A 20,967-nucleotide genomic window follows, 5' to 3' on the forward strand; every position below is an offset into this window, starting at 1 on the left:
TAATCATTATACATGATAAGTACGTTTTTTTGCAAGGGTTTTCAAAAGTACAATACAGGATCGGCGCATAGTCTGATACAAACATGCGCCGATTAATATTATCTTGATATTGATGATATTTTATTATCCTACCATCGGATGTCTTTTATATGGAATAGTGCGATCAAATAAATAACGATAGGTAGTTAATTGCCTGGATGGATGTGCACCAAGGCTTTCAGCAACATTTTGCATCCGCGGATTAAAATCTCCAATCCATTGCATTTCGTAATCTATATAGTGGGCAAGATCGCTTTGAATTATTTTGGCACCTTCCACAATCATATAAGCATCAACGCCCTTACCCTGGTATTCAGGAACAATGCCAAATATGATCCCTACCATTTTTTTGCAGCGCCCTGTCATTTTTAACCAAACAAACTGCAATTTCTGTAACAAACCAAATTTACCATTCATATGTTTGGTATACTGATTCAGGTCTGGCAGATTGAGCCAGATAGCAATAGGTTCCTCGTTGTGGTAAGCAAACCAGGCGATTTTTTCATCCATCAATGGCTTCATCTGTTTAAAGATGGCCAGGGCCTGACCTTTGCTCATTTCCTTGCCTCCGGCATGTTGAGACCAGGCTTTGTTGTACACAGTACTGAATGCTTCTGCAAATTTTGGCAGTTCATTTTTCTTTATGTGTACTGCCTTAAAAGCAGGATCACTGGCAATGGTTTCATGCCGTTCATAGAATTTAGGTTGCAGTTGGTCACTCACCTTCATGCCGTAGCATATCTGGTTAAAGAAAAGCTGAAACCCATATTGTTCAAATAATTGAATATAGTAAGGAGGGTTAAAGTTCATGCAGTACAAGGGTTCGAAAAAACCTTCCGTGAGCAGCCCCCACCAGTTATTACGCTCTCCAAAGTTGATAGGGCCATCCATTGCACCCATACCCCTTTCCTGTAACCATTGTTTACCGGTATTAAAAAGCAGGTCAGCTGCTTCCTGGTTATTGATGCAATCAAAGAAACCCACACCGCCAACAGGGCATTCATCTCCTTTGGACTTATACTTCTTATTTACAAATGCCGCTATCCGGCCTATTAGTTTACCCTGATCATCTTTCAGCAACCATCTCACACATTCTCCATGGCGGAACGCCTTGTTTTTTGCCGGATCAAATACTTCGTTGATATCCTTGTCCAGTGGCCTTATCCATCCCGGTACATCTTTATTTAATGTTACATGTACTTCCAGAAATTGCCTTGCTGTTTGTTCATTATCTACAATAATCAGTTGCATTGGGACCATTTGTACAAATGTAATAAAAACTGCATTGGCATTATTTTTTCTGTTACCTACCTTATGAAACGGAATTATATTTATCCTATCATACTGCTGCTCGTTACTGTCATCTTCGGATTGGGCTACTGTCAGGAACAACGGCATTCACGAAAGATCCTGTCAGAAAATGAACGCTTGTGGAATGAGAACCGTGATCTGCGTAAAAGTGTGGAACAATCCGGGAATATTGACCGGCAAATTACTAATCACCAGGATGTACAACAACGGGTAGCCGGACAGTTCATTGAACGCCGGGCTTATTATCGCCGCAACTGGCAGCAATTTATTGCCGTAACAGCCGGGGATTACCGTACAGGCTTTCTCGGTGGTATAAAAGATCTCAGCATTACCGTGCGTAATCAAACTGAATATCCTTTGGATAATGTGGTAGTAACGGTAGAATATATGCGTAATAATAACGATGTTTTTAAAACAGAGCAATATACTATTAACAATATCCCTGAAAAGGGGACCCGTTCTATCGCTGCATCTAATAGCCGTAAAGGAAGCAAGATAAATGTGAAACTGATCAGCATCACCAGTCAGCCTATGAACTTTTGCTGGTCAGTGAATAAGCCCGCCCCTGCCGGTAATCCGGACCCCTTTGAGTGTGTACCCTCCACTCCCGATAATCACTAACTTCGTCGCATGATCAGTATGATACCAACTAATATTGCAGAGGATGCAGTAAAAAGCTTGTACGAAGCGGCTTTCCCGAAAGAAGAAAGGAGGCCGTGGGAGCAGGAATTGCAGTTGATAGCCACTGGGAAAATCCGGTTATTAACCCTGGCAAAGGAAGCTGCTTTTGCGGGATTTGTATGCTATTGGCAATTGCCGGCATTCAGCTTTATAGAACATTTTGCTATTCACCCGGATACACGCGGTGGTGGTGCCGGTACACAAGTAATGCAGTTGCTGGAAGCGCAGCTTGGGACCATTGTACTGGAAGTGGAACCGCCACTAACGGAACAGGCTATACGACGTATTAAATTTTATGAACGCCTGGGTTATCAGACTTTCTCTCAGTCTTACCAGCAACCTCCGTACTATCCGGATTATCCTCCGCTGGAATTGCGTTTGATGCAGAAAGGTATGCCACATACAGCTACTGCTTTTGCACAGATAAAAGATCAGTTGTATAAGTCTGTCTATAACAAATAAAAAAAGTACGAATGATAATCAGGTGTGAAGGTGATATCATCTCACCAACCATCTCATCATCATTCGTACTTTATCAATTAATTTATGTGCTTATACTTTTATATTCCGGGCAATTAACCTACACGTGACGGACGTTCTGATTGTTGCTGTTGCTGTGGCTGTTGTTGTTGCTGCTGTTGATCTCTTTGTATACGCTGTTGTTCCTGTTGTTGTTTTTGCTGCTGTTGTTGTTCCTGTTGTGCCCTTTGTACCCGCTGTTGTTCTTGTTGTTGCTGCTGCTGCTGCTGTTGTTGTTGCTGTGCCCTTTGTATCCGCTGTTGCTCCTGTTGTTGTTGCTGTTGCTGTTGTTGTCTTTGAGCCTGCTGTTGTACCTGCTGATCCCTTTGTATACGCTGTTGTTGTTGCTGTTGTTGTCTTTGAATCTGTTGTTGCTGTTGTACTTGTTGATCCCTTTGTATACGTTGCTGTTGTTGTGACTGATCAGTTGTTGTTCCGGGTGTAATCCTTGATGGACGGTTGTTATTGTCCACTGGCTGATTAGGCCTGTTGCTGGGATTATTATTATTATTTCCAGGCTGATTTGGTGTGATCCTGCCGTTGTTGGTATTATTACTATTACCATTATCTATGCGGGAAGGGCGACTGTTGTCTATGTTTTGTACCGGCCTTGCCCTGTCTGCCTCACGGCCTCTTTGAATGGCAGTAGCATCTGGACGATAAATACGCAGCTGGTTATTGTCTACCCGTCCGGCGCCTGGCCTGTTGGTGTCAGTAACTCTTACTGGTCTTATTGGCTGACCGGCATAACGCTGCACTTCGTTGGCACTGGGACCGGTATAGATCCTGTTCCTGTTGTAAGTGTTGGTATTGTTGATAACCGTAGTGTTGTTGATAATCGTCACATTGCGGCTATTATTTACGTAGTAGTTATTGATACGTGGACTGTTGATATATTGTCTTGGAACAAATGCCCAATATGGAGCCGGCGCATTGTAACCGTAATCATACTGTGGTCCCATTGGGGCCCATCCGTAGTAGTCGCCACCAGTTCTCCAGTTAACCCATGCTGGTCCCCAATCATTACCAGGAACCCACATCCAGCCCTGAAAATCGTCATACAACCAGCGGCCGTAGTGGAATGGTGCCCATCCCCATGAATAATCAGACATCCAGGTCCATCCATAATCTGTATAAACCCAGTGACCATTACTATAGTAAGGTCTGAAATCACTACCGGCATTTGGTATCCAAACTCTGTCATAGCCAGGGTAATTTACCCATCGGCCATAAGGGCTCAATTCATCATAGAAAGAAATGGAGCCACTTACCTGTACTTGCTGCTGGGGAACATCTGAGGAATACGGAGTGTAATAAGTAGATGCGCAACTGCCCAGAAAAAAGGATATAAGTAAGAGAGATAATCCTGTGTGTTTTATTAATGTTTTCATACTCCTGTTTTTAAGTCTTGATTGGTATAGTTATTTAGACTATGGAGGTTCAATGACTGTTGTTTTTTTTGCTGCTTTATAAATAATCTTTAAAGGCAGTATTGTTTTAATTGTTAAAGGATTTTGTTAAAATTTTTATAACGCTTTTGCTGCAGTTCGGGCGTTATTATCTATATGACAAAAATGATTCCAAATAAATTTTGTCCCTGCAATTGCCTGTGGTACAGCATTTAATAGAATCGATAGGTAAATAATAAAACATTCCTGTAATATTGTGCGGATTGATTCATTTATATAAGATGACTACATTTTTCAGTATCCATCATCACTTTTTCACTGCACTTGGATATTCCGTTAGTTATGTGGAATTTATTGGTACTATAACAGGCTTGCTTTGTGTATGGCTCGCCGCCAGAGACCATATTTTTACCTGGCCGGTGGGTTTGGTGAATGTAAGCTGTTTTTTTATTTTATTCTGGCAATTACAGTTATATGCAGATATGTTCCTGCAGATCTATTTCTTTGCTACCGGAATATACGGTTGGATCTTCTGGTATAGAAAACAACCACAAAATGAGCCGGTATACGCTTTAAGCCGCCATCACCGGTGGTTACTGGGAACATTAGCGCTACTGCTGTCTGGCCTCACCGGCTGGATCATTAGCCGGTTGCATCTTTGGTGGCCGGATATTTTCGTACATCCGGCGGCGTATCCCTATACAGATTCATTGGTGGCGGTATTAAGCGTTATTGCAAACATCCTGCTGGCTAAAAGAATATGGGAAAACTGGCTGCTGTGGGTTGTTGTAAACGTGATTGCCACCTTCATTTATTTTCTGAAAGATGTAAAGTTTCTGGGGATAGAATACTTTATTTTACTGATCATAGCCGCCATGGGGCTGATAAAATGGTTAAAAGAATATAAACAACAATCTTTAAAATCCTAAATACCTCCTATGTTCTCTGTTGTAAAACAAAAATTCAGGCGCATCGCCCTGATATTTGCTGCTATTTTTATTTTAATGTTTCTTTTCCGGATCCTCTATGGGTACTGCTACAAAGGCCACCAGTATGATGAGTTGGGAAGCGATAATTTTTTATCCGGTATGAAGTACAGAAGGAATTATGCTTCTGAAAAAATGAAATCCTTTAGCACCACAAATACAGCACCTGTCAATGTTTCCAGCAATCAGAAATATGAGAAAGTAGCCAATGTACGATCAAAGTCCACGCATTTTCCGGAGGATGAAAAGTTGTTGCATAACACTATCAGAAAATTTGATGCGATTGTACAATACCAGCAGGAATCCGGGAATAAAGGCAATCGCAAATTACAGCTGCTGCTGGGCGTATTGCCGGAGAAATTTGATTCTTTTTATACGGCCACGCAGGGTATTGGGATCACCAAATCTACGGAGATCACCAAAGTTGATAAGACTAATGAATACCGTAAGCTCAATGCCAGGAAAATATCTCTCGAAAAAACACTCGCTTCTTTCAATGACCTGAAGGCAAAAGACGGGAAGATTGAAGACTTTATAGCGTTACATGATAAGATCTTTGAGGTAGAAACGCAACTGCAGGATCTGGGTGTAGAGCTGGGAGATTTTGATTCGGAGAATGAATTCTGTACAGTACAATTTTCTATGTACGAAGGAGCGGCAGAGAAGACCATCAGTTTTGTTACCAGGTTGAAAGTATCGCTGGAGTGGACGATCAGGTACTTTGCTGTTTTTGTGGCAAGTGTGTTTTTTGCCGCCGCTGCTGCCTGGGTGCTGTTGAAATTGTTGGCATTGGGTAATGCATTTATCGCTGCTACTAATAAAAAAGATTAATATAAGTGCCGGAGTACCACTCCGGCACTTTGTACTTACTCCCTGTTTACTCCCTATTTACCTTATATTTACACCATGTATTCTCCTACTTTGGTACCGTCATCTTTCAGCATGGTCAGGACCAGCTTTTTTTGATCAGCCTTTATTTTTATCAGGGTCCGGTAGCCTTCTTTAGGGCCACCACCAATGATCAGCGGATATTCATGTTGTCCTGCAACAGGAGCGTACACGCCGTATTGGTGCGTGTGGCCGCAAATAAGGATATCGATTTTATGTTTGTTAAAGAGTTCACCGAACATTTCGCGGCAATGTGTTGAGCCATGCCATTCGCCGGAATGATAATGCGGGATATGCATCATCACCACTTTGTGCTTTGCTTTTTTAAAGGCGGTGCTTTGCAGTTGCTGTTCCAGCCACCTGGCCTGCTGCGCGCGATAGGCGTCAAAGTCAACAATGCCGCCATATACAGGGTGTTCATCTTCTTTATCTTCTCCTGTGTCCAGTACAATAGCGAATACAGGTCCCCAGGTAAAGGAAAAGTAATTGGCATGGCCAGGATTGTCGAAATACTGATGCCATTCACGGGCGTACTTACCGCGGGTTTCGTGGTTGCCGCGTACGTACAGGAAAGGGGTTTGTGTGGAAAAAGTATCGCCACAGGGCGTGAGCATATGGTCTATGATCTGCTGCTCGTCCGACTGATAGTCAAATACATCTCCATTGAAAAATACAAAATCATACGGGTCGTTGCCGTTCATTTTCAGGAGATGAGGAATCGATGCCGGGTGATCATGGATATCATTAATAATAACCCAGGAGACTTCTTTAGCCTGCGGATCAGGTGCAGTGAAGGTGTAGGTATCACTTTCTATAATAGTGCCGTAGGTGAGCTTGTAAGGCTCAAAGGATAAGATATCTTTTGAGTACACCTTGTAGCTATATTTTTTTCCGGGCTGCAAGTTATCCAGTTCGATACGGTGCAGGCGGTTGTTGGCGTCTACCAGGCCATCACTCACATGATGTGCTTTCTGGTTCAGTTGTCCGTCTGTACCGAATTGTATCCAGCTGTAACAGGGGCGTGCCGTGAGCCACATCACGGAAATGGTATGCGGACCGGGATATTGCAGATAGGGTTTACAGAGGAATGCATGTGCTGTATCGTTTTGTTTTTCATGTTTGGACAGGATACCGGCTTTGGCTACAGCAGGAGCCAGTCCGGTTACGCCCAATAATCCTGCTTTAGAAAGATTACTGAGGAATGACCTGCGGGATTGTTCACTGTTGACTTTTTTCATATTTATATATTAACTATATGTGGATAGGGGCTAAAAATAATATGCAAAGGATAAAAGGGAGTTATTTTTATATGAATGGGGCCAGCTATTTTAATGTTATTTATAAATAGTAAAAATTAATAATTTGATAGGCTGCGCTTTACATTGGCGGGACATAAAAGTTTATTAATGGTAAAACTGGTCAGGAATGCGACGGGAAAAGGATTTTTTTCGGCAATAGCGTTTTGATTTTCACCCATTAACTATTACCTTTGCGGCAAATTTTAGAAACTGTTTGCGAGTGCTTTCAGTTTTTGAGGAAGTAACATTTTAGTATTTTATAAACCTCTTTAAAAATATGCCTAACACAGGTAAGATCAAACAAATTATCGGTCCCGTGGTGGACGTGCACTTTGATGACAAATTGCCCGAAATCTACAGCGCATTGGAAATTACCCGCGAAAATGGTCAGAAGGTAGTATTAGAAGTACAACAACACCTGGGTGAAGACAGTGTACGTTGCGTGGCAATGGACTCCACAGACGGTATGGTTCGTGGCATGGCTGTAGTTGATAAAGGCGCGCCTATTAAAATGCCAGTTGGCGACCAGGTTAAAGGACGTTTGTTCAATGTGATAGGTGAAGCTATTGACGGTTTGGGCGATGTCGACAATACAGACGGTTATCCTATTCACCGCGATCCTCCTAAATTTGAGGATCTGGCTACTGACACAGAAGTATTGTTTACTGGTATCAAAGTAATTGACCTGATTGAGCCATACGCAAAAGGTGGTAAAATTGGTTTGTTCGGTGGTGCCGGTGTAGGTAAAACTGTATTGATTCAGGAATTGATCAACAACATTGCAAAAGGCTACGAAGGTTTGTCTGTATTTGCCGGTGTTGGTGAGCGTACCCGTGAAGGGAACGATCTGATGCGTGAGATGATTGAAGCAAACATCGTTAAATACGGTGATAAATTTAAAGAATCCATGGAACACGGTGACTGGGATGTTACCGCTGTAGATAAAGAATTACTGAAACAATCACAGGCTACGTTTGTGTTTGGTCAGATGAACGAACCTCCTGGTGCCCGTGCACGTGTGGCTTTGTCCGGTTTAACACTGGCAGAATATTTCCGTGATGGAGATGGTACTGCAGGTGGTGGTAAAGATATCCTGTTCTTCGTAGATAACATCTTCCGTTTCACCCAGGCAGGTTCTGAAGTATCCGCGCTGTTAGGTCGTATGCCTTCTGCGGTGGGTTACCAGCCTACACTGGCTACTGAAATGGGTCTGATGCAGGAACGTATCACCTCTACTAAAAATGGTTCCATCACATCCGTACAGGCGGTTTATGTACCTGCGGATGACTTGACAGATCCGGCTCCGGCTACAACGTTCTCCCACCTGGATGCTACCACGGTATTGGATCGTAAGATCTCCGATCTTGGTATCTACCCTGCTGTGAGCCCGCTGGAATCCACCTCCCGTATCCTGTCTCCTTCTATCGTAGGTGAAGCACACTACAACTGTGCTCAGCGTGTGAAAATGATCCTGCAACGTTATAAAGAACTGCAAGATATCATCGCGATCCTCGGTCTGGATGAATTGAGCGACGAAGATAAACTGACTGTATCCCGTGCCCGCCGTGTACAACGTTTCTTGTCACAGCCTTTCCACGTAGCAGAACAGTTTACCGGTCTGAAAGGTGTACTGGTACCTATCGAAGAAACTATCCGTGGTTTTAACATGATCATGGACGGTGAAGTAGATGAGTATCCTGAAGCAGCTTTTAACCTGGTAGGTAACATCGAAGCAGCTATTGAAAAAGGTAAGAAATTACTGGAAGCAGCGAATAACTAATTAAGTCAATGATCCCGGTTTTGCCGGGATCATTCACCCTTCACCATTTACGATTATAACATGCTATTAGAAGTATTAACACCAGAAAGAAAATTATATGCTGGCGAAGTGTACGGAGTACAACTGCCGGGCATTGACGGTTCTTTTGAAATACTGGATAAACATGCGCCATTAATTGCAGCTCTCGGAAATGGTAAAATGAAAGTGCTGAAAGATAAAACGCATGCTGAGTTTTTTACTATCAGCGGTGGATTTGTAGAAGTGTTGCGCAATAAGGCTACCGTACTCGTAGAAGGCGCTGTAGCAGTGGGAAAATAAGCATACCAACAGTAAAAGATAATAAAAGCCAGGCCGGGTAAGATTACCCGGCCTTTGTTTTGTCCTAACTATTCCAATCTTAGATGACCCGGTAATGCGTAAGATTACCCACCGGGATTTCCGCTCTATTCATCTATGCACAATACATTACCTGCACGGGTTATACGAGATAATCCGCAGTCATGCATGTACATCAATAGACAGCCTTATCAAGGGCTATGTATATTACCTAATGAATATGCCTTTGATGATAATTTTCGATAATAATTAAAATGAGTGATCAGGTAAAAAATCTGGTATCGGTCTATAGAAGAAGCAAAATGTTTTTCATAGGTTTTGCCTTCATAGGTGTATTCTTATCGGTTATGCTTACCTGAAAACGGGTTATGCTATCGTTTTTTATTAGCAATTACTTTAGCAAGATATTTAATTTGTTTTAAATAAACAGCATTCATTCTGTTCATTTTTCACTTCCGGGAGCGTGCTGCTCCGATGTCCTTCTAACTCAGAATATTACCATTAATTTAAGGATGGGTCAATCGGGAAGTTTGCCATCATGGCAAAGGTACTACCGAGATTTTTGAGGGATTGTTGCCAGATTTGTTGCTCTTTGGGTTCAAATATTATGGCCGCATCGGTGTTAGAAAGTATCCAGGATTTATCCTTTACCTCACCCTCCAGTTGTCCGTCGGTCCACCCGGAATAACCTATAAAGAATTTGATTTTGTCGAGGTTCAGCAGCCCGTTATTCAGGGCAGCTACCACGCTGTCAAATTTGCCACCCCAGTAGGTGCCTGGCAGGATTTCCAATCCACCTGTTATCAGTTCAGGCTGCTGGTGCACAAAATGAATGGTATCCATCTGCACCGGACCACCATAATACACAGGAATGTTGCTGAGCAATACTTCCGGAACAAGGTTGTCCAATGATTGATCAAATAACTTATTGATTACAAAACCAAAACTACCTTTATCCTTGTGCTCACAGAGCAGTATCACAGTACGTGCGAAGTTCGGATCTTTTAAAAAAGGATCAGCTATCAGCAAAATGCCGGGCGACAAGGTTACCATATGCTTACAAATTTTATCGCTTGCTCAAATTTAATTAAATGATTGATATAAAGGGAAAAAGAAAGGAGTCCCTCCCAAATAGGTATAAATAAAAAAGGAGGCTAGAAAGCCTCCTTACCATTTTATCAACCAAAATCTAAATCGCTTATGGAACGAATCCACATCGATGTATGTAGAAAGTTTAATTACTTTGTTATGATCTTGAACTAATCAAATTTAGTACCAAGATTATGAAGCAAAGGTAAGGAAAGAAGTATTAATAAAATCAGCAGTAGCCAGTTAAAATTACGTTAAAGTGATATTGTATTGCAGAAGGGAAGCAAGGATGCTATATTAAGCTTCTAATTTTGTATCATAGTTGCTATAGCAAATATCTTTTTTAACAATTTTTAATTTTTCATCGCGCTTATCTTTGAAGTATATTTAAGCCTGACATATTTTTCATGATACCACTGAAGCGAATTTTCCCTGTAATTGTAATTCTGATCACACTATCCCTGATGGGCATTATCTATATCCAGGTTAGTTGGATCAGAAGTGCCGTGCAGATAAAAAAAGAACAGCTTTTTCAAAGGTCAGTAGGTATGATCAGGGATGTACTCAACGATATGTTGTCTACCCGGCAAACGGCCCTGATGTTTAAACTGGATGGCAGGGTAACCCCCAGTCCCAAAGGGTTTACGATAGACGTAAATGCGCTGCCTTATACGCCAACTCCCCTGAGCGACTTTTACAGTGTCCAGGATCTGAGAAAGTGCATCCAGACCAATATGAGGAAAAATCACCTCGATTCTACACATTTCGAGTTTGCCGTGCTGGTACCATCTACAGGGTACTCAGCCAGCATAAAAAAACAATCTGCCGGTTTTGAAAAGATGTACCACGCTGCTACAGACAGCAATCTTGCCAATAACAACAAGTACAAAGTGCAGTTGATTCCGCTGGTAGAGCCAAATGATCTTAATCAACAAGCTGAAAGCCTGATGGTTATTATACCCACCGATGATTCAGTGGCTAAACAATTAGGCCTTATGATTACCGGGGGAGTATTGTTTACAATGATCATCATTACGGCTTTTGCACTCACCATCCGCACCCTGCTGAATCAGAAAAAACTATCGGAAATAAAATCGGATTTCATCAACAACATGACCCATGAACTGAAAACGCCGCTGGCCACAATTTCCCTGGCCATTGATGCTATCAGAAATGAAAAAGTGATGTCGAAACCGGAAAAGATCCATTACTTCTCCGGTATCATTAAGGAAGAGAACAAACGCATGAATAAACAGGTGGAAAGTATCCTGCAATCTGCGCTGCTGGAAAAAGATGAAATTGGTCTTAAACTGCAGGCGACAGATGCACATGCTGTGATTCAGAGTACTACTGATAACCTGCAATTGCAGCTGGCTGCCAAAAATGGGGTGGTAGACCTGCAACTGGACGCTATCAATCCGGTAATTATGGCGGATGATGTACATTTTTCCAACCTGATCTTCAACCTGATGGACAATGCCATCAAATACTCCAACGACAACCTGGAAATAAAAATACAAACCTATAATACCCGTAAAAGCTTGTTCATAGTGATTGCAGACAATGGTATCGGGATGAGCCGCGATACTATTTCACGTATATTTGAAAAGTTCTATCGCGCACATACCGGTAATGTTCATAATGTAAAAGGTTTTGGCCTCGGACTTACCTATGTAAAGGCGATCGTGGATGCACATAAAGGAAAAATTAAAGTGGAAAGCACCATCGGTAAAGGCAGTAAGTTTACTCTGGAATTCCCACAGGAATAGATAAAGGATAAAGCGTATGATACTTAGTGAAAAAGAAATACTGCATTTCAAAAATCCTATAGCCGTTCCCGGTATAGGTGTTTCTATGCAGGAAAAATTGAAAGAAGCCCGCGTACTGGTAGTAGGTGCCGGTGGTTTGGGAAGCCCTGTATTGCAATATCTTAGCGCCAGCGGGGTTGGTGTGCTGGGCATTGCAGACTATGGCGTGATCAATGATGATGATATGCACCGCCAGCCTGTATACCAGATGCAGGATATTCGCAAGCATAAAGCTAAAATGGCTGCCAGCCGTCTATGGGCGGTGAATCCATATACAAAGCATTACCCTATTTTAGTACAGGTAAAGCCGGAAACAATAGGACTGATGCTGGTAGGATTTGACCTGGTAATAGATTGTTCCCAGCATCTGCCTACACACCTGGTTATCAATGATGCCTGCATCGTACACAACAAACCATTTATAACAGGAGAAGTACATAACTGGATGGCCTGGTGGGCAGGCTTTAATATGCCAATGCCGGATGGTACTACTTCTGCTTCCTATCGCTGTTCTTTACCATTAACAGAAGAATATCGCAACTTTGATGCTGGCGCAATCGGCGCTACACACGGCGCTACCGGCATGCATATGGTATGTGAAATATTAAAATATCTGATGGATGTTCCGGGAGGTATTGCCGGAAAACTCTATGGTATTGATTATCTGCATAATCAAACCCAGGTACATGAACTGCAGCCGGATGCGGAAGTCCTGGCAAATACCTGTGCAGCAGGTATTTTAACAGCAGATGAGTATGGATTGGAGATTGTACCGGATGTAGAAGATTAACTGTGATTTTTATGATTTTTTTGATTATCCTGATGAGCGGAGATATTCGCGTATATCATTACTTTAATCTCCGCTCATCAGGATAATCAAAAAAATCATAAAAATCACAGTTCAGACAATATACTCTTCGCCCCAACCCTCAGTTCATGTTTTAGCCCCAGCTTCAATGCATAGTTAGCTGCACCGTGCCCACTCGGAAAGCCAAAGCAAACCGGATATTTATAGTCTTTCACCAGGTTGAGAATAATTTCATATTCTGTTTGTCCAAAAGGAGTATCCGTTTCTTTTCCATCGGAGAAGCCGCCTACTACTAATCCTGCTAGTTTGTCCAGCCAGCCCGCACGTTTCAGGTTATACATCATACGGTCCACATTATACCGGTATTCGCCTATATCTTCCAGCAGCAGAATTTTTCCTTTAGTATCTATTTGTGACGAGGTGCCGGAGAGATTGGCCAGCATTGATAAATTGCCGCCTACCAATTCACCGGTGGCCTTGCCTTCTTTGTTTAAAGGATGCGCTGCAGTAGTATAGCGGTATGCCTTGCCTTTCAGCGCAGCAGACAAACTATGTACGTATTCATCCTCAAAAGTGTCGGCAGTAATGCCGCTGCACATCATGGAATGTATGGTTGGAATGCCGTAATGCTGTTGCACATGGGCGTGTAGTGCTGTAACATCACTGTAGCCGCACAACCACTTGGGATGCTTGCGGAAGCGCGTGAAATCCAGTTTATCAAGGATGCATACCATGCCATAACCACCACGGCCAAATAAAATCGCCTTTATTTCGGGATCATCCAGCATGTCCTGCAATTCTTCCAGTCTCAGTTCATCCGGTGCGGAGAAATTATGGAAGCTGGTGCCTACCGTGATACCCATGTGCACCCGGTATCCCCAGGAGTTCAACACCGCGGCTGCATACTCTGCTACGGGCAGCTCCATTTTGCTGCTGGAACAGGTAACTCCGATCAGATCACCTTTTTTCAAATATGGCGGAATTTTTACCATTGTACCTTTTGTTTACCTTTGCAGATTAGTTAGCGTAAATTCATTTTTTATTCGCTGACTAAGGTGATAAATTGTTATGGTGATTCCAAAAACAATCATCTGATTTAAAGTTTATTTAAGCATTCTTCAAGATAATATGGGAAAATTTAATAGATATTTAATAACTGCGGCATTACCGTATGCCAATGGCCCGGTGCATATTGGACACCTTGCCGGCTGCTACCTGCCTGCAGATATTTACGTGCGATACCTGCGCGCAAAAAAAGCTGATGTAAAATTTGTTTGCGGAACAGATGAACATGGTGTACCTATCACCATCAAAGCGATGAAGGAAGAAGTGTCTCCGCAGGATGTAGTGGATAAATACCACAAAATCATTGGCGACAGCTTTGCGGCAATGGGTATCTCTTTCGACATCTTTGCCCGTACCAGTGATCCCATACATCACGAAACAGCTTCAGACTTTTTTCTGAAGATGTATAACGACGGCTTGTTTGAAGTAAAAGAAAGTGAGCAATATTTTGATCCGGAGAAAAATGTTTTTCTGGCAGACAGATATATAATTGGTACCTGCCCCAAATGTGGCAATGACAAGGCTTATGGTGATCAGTGTGAACGTTGCGGCAGCTCATTAAGCCCGGACGAACTGATTAACCCGCATTCTGCCCTCAGCGATGCAGTGCCGGTGAAAAAGAAAACAAAGCACTGGTACATGCCCCTCCAGAACTACGAACCATGGCTGAAAGAATGGATACTGGAAGGACATAAAGAATGGAAAAATAATGTATACGGTCAGTGCAAAAGCTGGCTGGACAATGGTTTGCAGAGTCGTGCCATGACGCGCGACAGCAACTGGGGAATTAAGGTGCCTTTACCTGATGCCGAAGGAAAAGTACTCTACGTGTGGTTTGATGCGCCTATCGGGTACATCTCTGCTACTAAAGAGCTTACCAATAACTGGTCAGACTATTGGTGTAAAGAGGATACCAAACTGGTACATTTTATCGGAAAAGATAATATCGTTTTCCATTGTATCATTTTCCCGGCCATGCTGAAAGCCCACGGTGGCTTTGTTGTACCTGAAAATGTACCTGCAAACGAGTTCCTGAATATTGAAGGAGAAAAAGTTTCTACTTCCCGTAACTGGGCAGTATGGGTAAATGATTATATCCAGGATTTCCCTGATCAGCAGGACGTATTGCGTTATGTACTCTGTGCTACAGCACCGGAAACCAAAGACAACGACTTTACCTGGAAAGATTTTCAGGACCGTAATAACAATGAACTGGTAGCTATCCTCGGTAACTTTGTGAATCGCGCTATGGTGCTGATGCATAAGTTATGTGGCGGGAAAGTGCCGCGTTTGCACGATGAGTTCCTGGATGATACAGATCGTGAACTCTTAAAGGAATTCAGTGTTGCAAAAGAGAAAATAGAAAACAGCATTGAGAACTACCGCTTCAGGGAAGCACTGTCAGAGGTAATAGAATTTTCCAGAAAAGGAAATCAGTACCTGCAAAAAAGTGAACCCTGGATACTGGCAAGTGCTATAGAGAAACTGAATAGCGGACAGCCGCATGCTAAGTACGAACTGAAGGATGTTCCAATGCTGCAGGCCCGCATTGATAACTGTTTGCATGTTTCCTTACAACTAACGGCAAACCTGGCTATCTTCTTACATCCTTTCCTGCCTTTCACATCCAAAAAGATCTGTCACATGTTGAAAGTGGTAGACCGTATGCTGGATTGGGAAAACGCTGGTAGTGTAGAATTGCTGAAAGTAGGTTATACATTGCGTGCACCGGAACTACTGTTCAAAAAAGTAGAAAATGAGCAGATAGTAGCACAGGTAGAAAAACTGCATGCCGGTTTGAAACAATCTGCTGCAGCTACTGCGGCGGCGACTACAGTGCCGGTTGTGGAAGAAGCACCTGCTGCACCTGCAAAACCCGAAATCCAATATGATGATTTTGCAAAGCTGGACCTGCGTGTAGGCACTATCTTACAGGCAGAAAAAGTAGAGAAAGCAGATAAATTACTGAAACTGCTGGTAGATATCGGTACAGAACAACGTACGGTGGTATCCGGCATTGCTATGCACTTTAAACCGGAAGATATCGTAGGCAAACAGGTAACACTGGTGGCTAACCTGGCTCCCCGCAAAATGCGTGGTATTGAAAGTCAGGGTATGATCCTGATGGCAGAAGATAACGGCAAACTTATTTTCGTAAACCCCGCTGAAGCCGTGAAACCCGGTAGCGGTGTTAGCTGATAATAGCTTTTAGCTTTTAGCGATTAGCATTTAGCCGATACAATTTTGTATCGGCTTTATTTTTATATTTAGGTTAATAAAAGTTAACCCATGAGAAATTTTAGGAGCCTTGTTGTATGGCAGAAGTCATTAGAGCTCTCTGTCAAAGTTTATGAACTTACAAAGTTGTTTCCTTCAGAAGAGAAATTTGGTTTGATAAGCCAACTCAGAAGAGCAGCAGTTTCTATAACCAGTAATATTGCAGAAGGTGCTGCTAAATCTTCAGATTTATATTTTAAGAAGTTTTTGGAAGATGCTATCGGGTCAGCATTTGAAATGGAGTCGCAATTGTTAATCTCCTGCAAAATTTACCCGGATTTGGAAAAAAGTATCACAGAAATACTATTTCCCTTGATGATTGAAGTCCAAAAAATGCTAAATTCAATGATCGGTAAACTTAAGTCACAATCGCTGGAAGCTCCGCTAAAGACTAACAGCTAACAGCTAAACGCTAAAAGCTATGCAAAGACACATCAATAAAGTAGCCGTATTAGGCTCGGGAGTAATGGGATCAAGGATTGCCTGTCATTTTGCGGGCATTGGCGTACAGGTTTTACTGCTGGATATAGCGCCCAGGGAATTAAACGATGCAGAAAAAAAGAAGAACCTGCCGCTGGATAGTCCCGCTGTGAAGAACCGGATTGTGAATGATGCTTTGCAGGCTGCTATCAAATCAAATCCATCGCCTGTATTTACCAAAGATGTCATCAAACGCATTAAAACAGGCAACTTCACGGATGATATGAAACGCATCAGTGAAATGGATTGGATCATTGAAGTAGTGGTGGAAAACCTGGATGTGAAAAAAACAGTGTTTGAACAAGTGGAAAAGTTCCGTAAACCCGGTACCCTCATCACTTCCAACACCTCCGGTATTCCTATTCACCTGATGACGGAAGGCCGCAGTGAAGATTTTCAAAAACATTTCTGTGGTACCCACTTCTTTAACCCGCCCCGTTATTTACGCTTACTCGAAATAATTCCTACACCACATACAGATCCGGCTATCATTGATTTCCTGATGAATTATGGTGACCTGTTTCTCGGCAAAACAACAGTATTGTGTAAAGACACGCCTGCGTTTATTGCCAATAGGGTAGGTGTATTTTCTATCATGGCCATTTTCCACATCATGCAGGAAATGGGATTGGGTATTGATGAAATAGATGCCTTAACCGGTCCGGTGATTGGTCGCCCTAAGTCCGCCACCTTCCGCACTGCCGATGTGGTGGGCATAGACACTTTGGTGAAAGTAGCCAAAGGTGTAATGGATAACTGCCCCAATGACGAGGCTATCGGCATCTTCAAAATACCCGGATTCCTGCAGAAAGTAGTAGAGAACAATTGGCTGGGAGACAAGACAGGACAAGGCTTCTATAAGAAAACAAAAGGTGAGGGTGGTAAGGAAATCCTTACCATGAACCTGCAAACCATGGAATATGGTCCTAAACAGAAACCTAAGTTTGGCAGCATTGAAGCCGCCAAACCCGTGGAGGACCTGAAACAACGCATAAAAATGCTAACAGCTGCCACTGATAAAGCTGGTCAGTTCTATCAGCAATTCCATGCGTATTTATTCTCTTACGTATCCCATCGCATTCCGGAAATAGCAGATGATTTATATAAAGTAGATGATGCCATGAAAGCCGGATTCGGCTGGGAAATAGGCCCTTTCGAAACATGGGATCTGCTGGGTGTGGAAGCATCTGTAAAATTAGTGGAAGAAAAAGGGCTTACGGTTGCACAGTGGGTGAAAGATATGCTGGCAAAGGGTATTAAGAGCTTCTACAAAGTAGAGAATGGTAAAAAATTGTATTACGATGTAGCTACACAAGCTTATAAACCATTACCGGGAGAAGGTGAATTCATCATCCTCGAAAATTTCTCCAACAATATTGTCTGGAAAAATAGTGCCTGCAATCTTATTGATATAGGAGACGGGGTGGTGTGTTTTGACTGGAAAACAAAGATGAATACTATTGGCGGAGAAGTGCTGGAAGGATTAAATAAGGCGGTAGACCGCGCCGAGAAAGACTTCCGCGGATTGGTAGTAGGAAACGAAGGTACCAATTTTTCTGCCGGCGCTAATGTGGGTATGATCTTCATGCTGGCCGCAGAGCAGGAATTTGATGAACTGGATATGGCGGTGCGCCTGTTCCAGCGAAGCACCATGCGTTTACGTTATTCCTCCATTCCGGTGGTAGTAGCGCCACATGCACTCACGTTGGGTGGTGGTTGTGAAATGTGTTTACATGCGGATAAAGTACAGGCAGCAGCCGAAACATATATTGGTCTGGTAGAACTGGGCGTGGGCCTAATTCCCGGCGGTGGCGGTACTAAAGAAATGGCACTCCGCGCCAGCCTGGAATATAAAGATGGTCGCATTGAAGAAGAACCATTGAAAGATTACTTCATGACCGTAGCTACTGCCAAGGTTGCCACTTCTGGTTTTGAAGGTTTTGATATGGGTGTGTTGCGCAAAGGACATGATGAAGTAACCATGAACCTGAGCCGCCTCATAGCCGATGCAAAACGCAGTGTGATAGCACTCGCAGACGAAGGGTATACGAAACCTGTGGAAAGAACCGATATCAAAGTAATGGGTCGTGGTGCGCTGGGAGCCTTGCTGGCCGGCGTTTACGCCATGAAGTTCGGTAATTACATTTCAGAACACGACCAGAAAGTAGCTAATAAACTGGCTTATGTAATGTGTGGTGGCGATTTATCAGAGGCTTCTTTCGTGAGCGAACAATACCTGCTGGACCTGGAACGCGAAGCTTTCCTGAGTTTATGTGGTGAGCGCAAAACGTTGGAACGTCTGCAGAGTGTGATAAAGACGGGTAAGCCGGTACGAAACTAAAAACTGTTATTTTAATTCTGGGAAATGTAGTGAAGATTAGCCATAAGATCATTCGCTGCATTTCCCTTTTATTTTTCATCTTTCATATTATCCACGTGCCAATTCTATCCTTACAAAATATTTCCAAAAAATATGGAACTGTTCAGGCATTGTCTGGTGTATCGTTTGAGGTGCCGTCAGGCAGTGTTTTTGGTGTGCTGGGGCCTAATGGTAGCGGTAAAACCACGCTGCTGGGCATTGTAACCGACGTGCTGAAAGCAGATAGCGGTAGCTTTACGCTTTTCGATAAACCTGCTACTGCCCACGAACGCCGGCAGATAGGGACTTTGCTGGAAACACCTAATTTCTATCATTATCTCAGCGGGTATAAAAACCTGGAAATATCTGCTACCATCAAACAACGTGGCAAAGATGATATTGCCCGCGTACTGGAGATCTGCGGACTTACCCAGCGTCAACACTCTGTTTTCAAAACTTATTCACTGGGAATGAAACAGCGGTTAGCCATTGCTGCCGTATTATTGGGCGATCCCGCAGTATTGATCCTGGATGAACCTACCAACGGGCTGGACCCCTCCGGTATAGCAGAAGTGCGCGACCTGGTGCGTCAGCTGGCCAATACAGGGAAAACTATTATTCTGGCGAGTCACCTGCTGGATGAAGTGGAAAAAGTATGTACGCATGTGGCTATACTGCGGTCAGGAAAATTACTATTATCCGGTGCGGTAAATGAAGTGATCAGCCGAAACGATTACCTGGAGCTGTCTGCCGCAGATAATAATGCATTGCGGGTAGCTTTGCTGCAATACCCTTCCTGTACCAGTGCTGACATTACCGGGTCACTGGTAAAAACCTTCTTTACCACACAACCTGATGCCGCTGCTATCAACAGCTATTGCTCGCAGCAGGGTATCTGGTTAAATCACCTGCAACTACGTAAGAAAAGTTTGGAAACCGCCTTCCTGGAAATTACTAACAACCCTGCCTCATGAAACAAATAATACATACAGAGTGGCTGAAAGTGAAGAACTACCGCACGTTTTGGGTAATGTTACTGCTGGCACTCATCATTATCCTCGCTGGTAACCTGATGGTGGCAGACAGGTTCAGCTCTCCCGATTTTCAAAATGTGAGTAAACTGATGGGTAATCCCTTCAGTTTCCCGGACATATGGCTTACCATGGCCTCTTTAAACAGTTATATTTCTGTTTTATTTGGACCACTGCTGATCATTCTCGTTACCAATGAATATACTTACCGTACCAACAGGCAGAACGTAATTGACGGCTGGGAGAGAAAACAGTTTGTATATGCCAAGTTATTCTGGCTGGTGGCGTTATCGCTGACAGCTTTGGCTGTGGCCACACTCAGCGCTGCTGTGTTAGGGGCTATCTATGGCAACAAACCTTTTAGCCTGGAGGGGTACAGTTATATGGTGTACTATTTTATGCAGCTTACTGTGATGCTCACTATCGCCTTATTGATAAGTGTGCTGGCAAAGCGTGCAGGGCTGGCAATTGTGCTGTTTATGGCTTATAACATGATGCTTGATCAGTTGTTGTCATTTATACTTAAAAGATATGTGGGTAATATTGGCGGCTTGTTGCCGTTGCAAAGCGGTGATGAATTGCTGCCGTTTCCATTGATAGGAAAAATGCTGCCATCCGGCAATCAGTATGATACTTACGTGTACGTAACGGCTATGTTTGTTTACGTTGCTGCCGGTATCTTCCTGGTTTTCAGGAAAGTATTAAAATCGGATCTTTAAAATTATCTATATATTTCACATTCTTTTAAAGCGAAATGTTTAGCAGACAACTTAAATTTGTTGTGCAAAGTTAAAATGTGAATT

18 protein-coding genes are annotated in these 20,967 nt (G+C 42.9%); 13 read left to right on the top strand and 5 right to left on the bottom strand.

Features of this window, described 5'->3' with window-relative positions; all coding sequences use genetic code 11:
- Positions 1 to 123 precede the first annotated feature (123 nt).
- Positions 124 to 1,290: a hypothetical protein gene (locus tag CLV51_RS06785; protein WP_106527218.1), complete on the bottom strand. Its 1,167-nt coding sequence runs from the start codon at positions 1,288 to 1,290 to the stop codon at positions 124 to 126.
- Positions 1,291 to 1,353: 63 nt separating this feature from the next.
- Here CLV51_RS06785 and CLV51_RS06790 point away from each other — a divergent pair, with 63 nt between their 5' ends.
- Both CLV51_RS06790 and CLV51_RS06795 read left to right on the top strand, forming a co-directional pair.
- Entirely contained in the window at positions 1,354 to 1,971 is a 618-nt protein-coding gene (locus CLV51_RS06790) for a hypothetical protein (protein ID WP_106527219.1), read from the top strand.
- A gap of 9 nt (positions 1,972 to 1,980) precedes the next feature.
- Positions 1,981 to 2,493, top strand: a complete 513-nt coding sequence (locus tag CLV51_RS06795) for a GNAT family N-acetyltransferase (RefSeq protein WP_106527220.1) — start codon at positions 1,981 to 1,983, stop codon at positions 2,491 to 2,493.
- A 113-nt stretch (positions 2,494 to 2,606) separates the two neighbouring features.
- On the opposite strand, the gene CLV51_RS28865 is transcribed toward CLV51_RS06795, so the two are convergent.
- Entirely contained in the window at positions 2,607 to 3,941 is a 1,335-nt protein-coding gene (locus CLV51_RS28865; protein WP_146151236.1) for a DUF6600 domain-containing protein, read from the bottom strand.
- Between the two features lie 299 nt (positions 3,942 to 4,240).
- Here CLV51_RS28865 and pnuC point away from each other — a divergent pair, with 299 nt between their 5' ends.
- A complete protein-coding gene (gene pnuC / locus CLV51_RS06810; protein ID WP_106527223.1) occupies positions 4,241 to 4,888 on the top strand; it encodes a nicotinamide riboside transporter PnuC in 648 nt (215 codons plus the stop codon).
- 9 nt (positions 4,889 to 4,897) lie between these two features.
- Positions 4,898 to 5,776: a DUF4349 domain-containing protein gene (locus tag CLV51_RS06815; RefSeq protein ID WP_106527224.1), complete on the top strand. Its 879-nt coding sequence runs from the start codon at positions 4,898 to 4,900 to the stop codon at positions 5,774 to 5,776.
- Positions 5,777 to 5,844: 68 nt separating this feature from the next.
- On the opposite strand, the gene CLV51_RS06820 is transcribed toward CLV51_RS06815, so the two are convergent.
- Entirely contained in the window at positions 5,845 to 7,071 is a 1,227-nt protein-coding gene (locus CLV51_RS06820; protein WP_106527225.1) for a purple acid phosphatase family protein, read from the bottom strand.
- Positions 7,072 to 7,408: 337 nt separating this feature from the next.
- On the opposite strand from CLV51_RS06820, the gene atpD reads away from it, so the two are divergent.
- Both atpD and atpC read left to right on the top strand, forming a co-directional pair.
- Entirely contained in the window at positions 7,409 to 8,911 is a 1,503-nt protein-coding gene (gene atpD / locus CLV51_RS06825; RefSeq protein WP_106527226.1) for a F0F1 ATP synthase subunit beta, read from the top strand.
- 60 nt (positions 8,912 to 8,971) lie between these two features.
- The gene (atpC, locus tag CLV51_RS06830) at positions 8,972 to 9,229 is read left to right on the top strand and encodes an ATP synthase F1 subunit epsilon (RefSeq protein WP_106527227.1); all 258 of its coding nucleotides are present in this window, start codon (positions 8,972 to 8,974) and stop codon (positions 9,227 to 9,229) included.
- A 519-nt stretch (positions 9,230 to 9,748) separates the two neighbouring features.
- Here atpC and CLV51_RS06835 read toward each other — a convergent pair.
- The gene (locus tag CLV51_RS06835) at positions 9,749 to 10,300 is read right to left on the bottom strand and encodes a YqgE/AlgH family protein (RefSeq protein ID WP_106527228.1); all 552 of its coding nucleotides are present in this window, start codon (positions 10,298 to 10,300) and stop codon (positions 9,749 to 9,751) included.
- Positions 10,301 to 10,743: 443 nt separating this feature from the next.
- On the opposite strand from CLV51_RS06835, the gene CLV51_RS06840 reads away from it, so the two are divergent.
- Positions 10,744 to 12,105 (top strand): sensor histidine kinase, encoded by a 1,362-nt coding sequence (locus CLV51_RS06840; protein WP_245898640.1) that lies wholly within the window; start codon positions 10,744 to 10,746, stop codon positions 12,103 to 12,105.
- A gap of 16 nt (positions 12,106 to 12,121) precedes the next feature.
- Positions 12,122 to 12,934: a HesA/MoeB/ThiF family protein gene (locus CLV51_RS06845; protein WP_106527229.1), complete on the top strand. Its 813-nt coding sequence runs from the start codon at positions 12,122 to 12,124 to the stop codon at positions 12,932 to 12,934.
- Positions 12,935 to 13,038: 104 nt separating this feature from the next.
- Here CLV51_RS06845 and CLV51_RS06850 read toward each other — a convergent pair whose 3' ends face one another.
- Complete coding sequence (locus CLV51_RS06850; protein WP_245898641.1) at positions 13,039 to 13,923, bottom strand: S66 peptidase family protein; 885 nt, start codon at positions 13,921 to 13,923, stop codon at positions 13,039 to 13,041.
- A gap of 157 nt (positions 13,924 to 14,080) precedes the next feature.
- Between CLV51_RS06850 and metG the strand changes: the two genes are divergently transcribed.
- From metG to CLV51_RS06875, 5 genes are all read left to right on the top strand, one after another.
- Complete coding sequence (gene metG, locus CLV51_RS06855) at positions 14,081 to 16,216, top strand: methionine--tRNA ligase (RefSeq protein ID WP_106527231.1); 2,136 nt, start codon at positions 14,081 to 14,083, stop codon at positions 16,214 to 16,216.
- A 90-nt stretch (positions 16,217 to 16,306) separates the two neighbouring features.
- Positions 16,307 to 16,696, top strand: coding sequence for a four helix bundle protein (locus CLV51_RS06860; RefSeq protein WP_106527232.1), 390 nt, complete (start codon positions 16,307 to 16,309; stop codon positions 16,694 to 16,696).
- A gap of 19 nt (positions 16,697 to 16,715) precedes the next feature.
- On the top strand, positions 16,716 to 19,115 hold the full coding sequence (locus CLV51_RS06865; protein WP_106527233.1) for a 3-hydroxyacyl-CoA dehydrogenase/enoyl-CoA hydratase family protein: 2,400 nt from the start codon (positions 16,716 to 16,718) through the stop codon (positions 19,113 to 19,115).
- Between the two features lie 95 nt (positions 19,116 to 19,210).
- Positions 19,211 to 20,107, top strand: a complete 897-nt coding sequence (locus CLV51_RS06870; protein ID WP_106527611.1) for an ABC transporter ATP-binding protein — start codon at positions 19,211 to 19,213, stop codon at positions 20,105 to 20,107.
- Positions 20,104 to 20,883 carry an ABC transporter permease gene (locus CLV51_RS06875; RefSeq protein WP_106527234.1) on the top strand — a complete coding sequence of 260 codons (780 nt, stop codon included), beginning with the start codon at positions 20,104 to 20,106 and terminating at the stop codon, positions 20,881 to 20,883. The genes CLV51_RS06870 and CLV51_RS06875 overlap by 4 nt, the downstream gene beginning before the upstream one ends.
- The last annotated feature ends 84 nt before the right edge of the window (positions 20,884 to 20,967 follow it).

It is taken from the genome of Chitinophaga niastensis (genome assembly GCF_003014755.1).
In the GTDB taxonomy this organism is placed as follows: Bacteria; Bacteroidota; Bacteroidia; order Chitinophagales; family Chitinophagaceae; genus Chitinophaga; species Chitinophaga niastensis.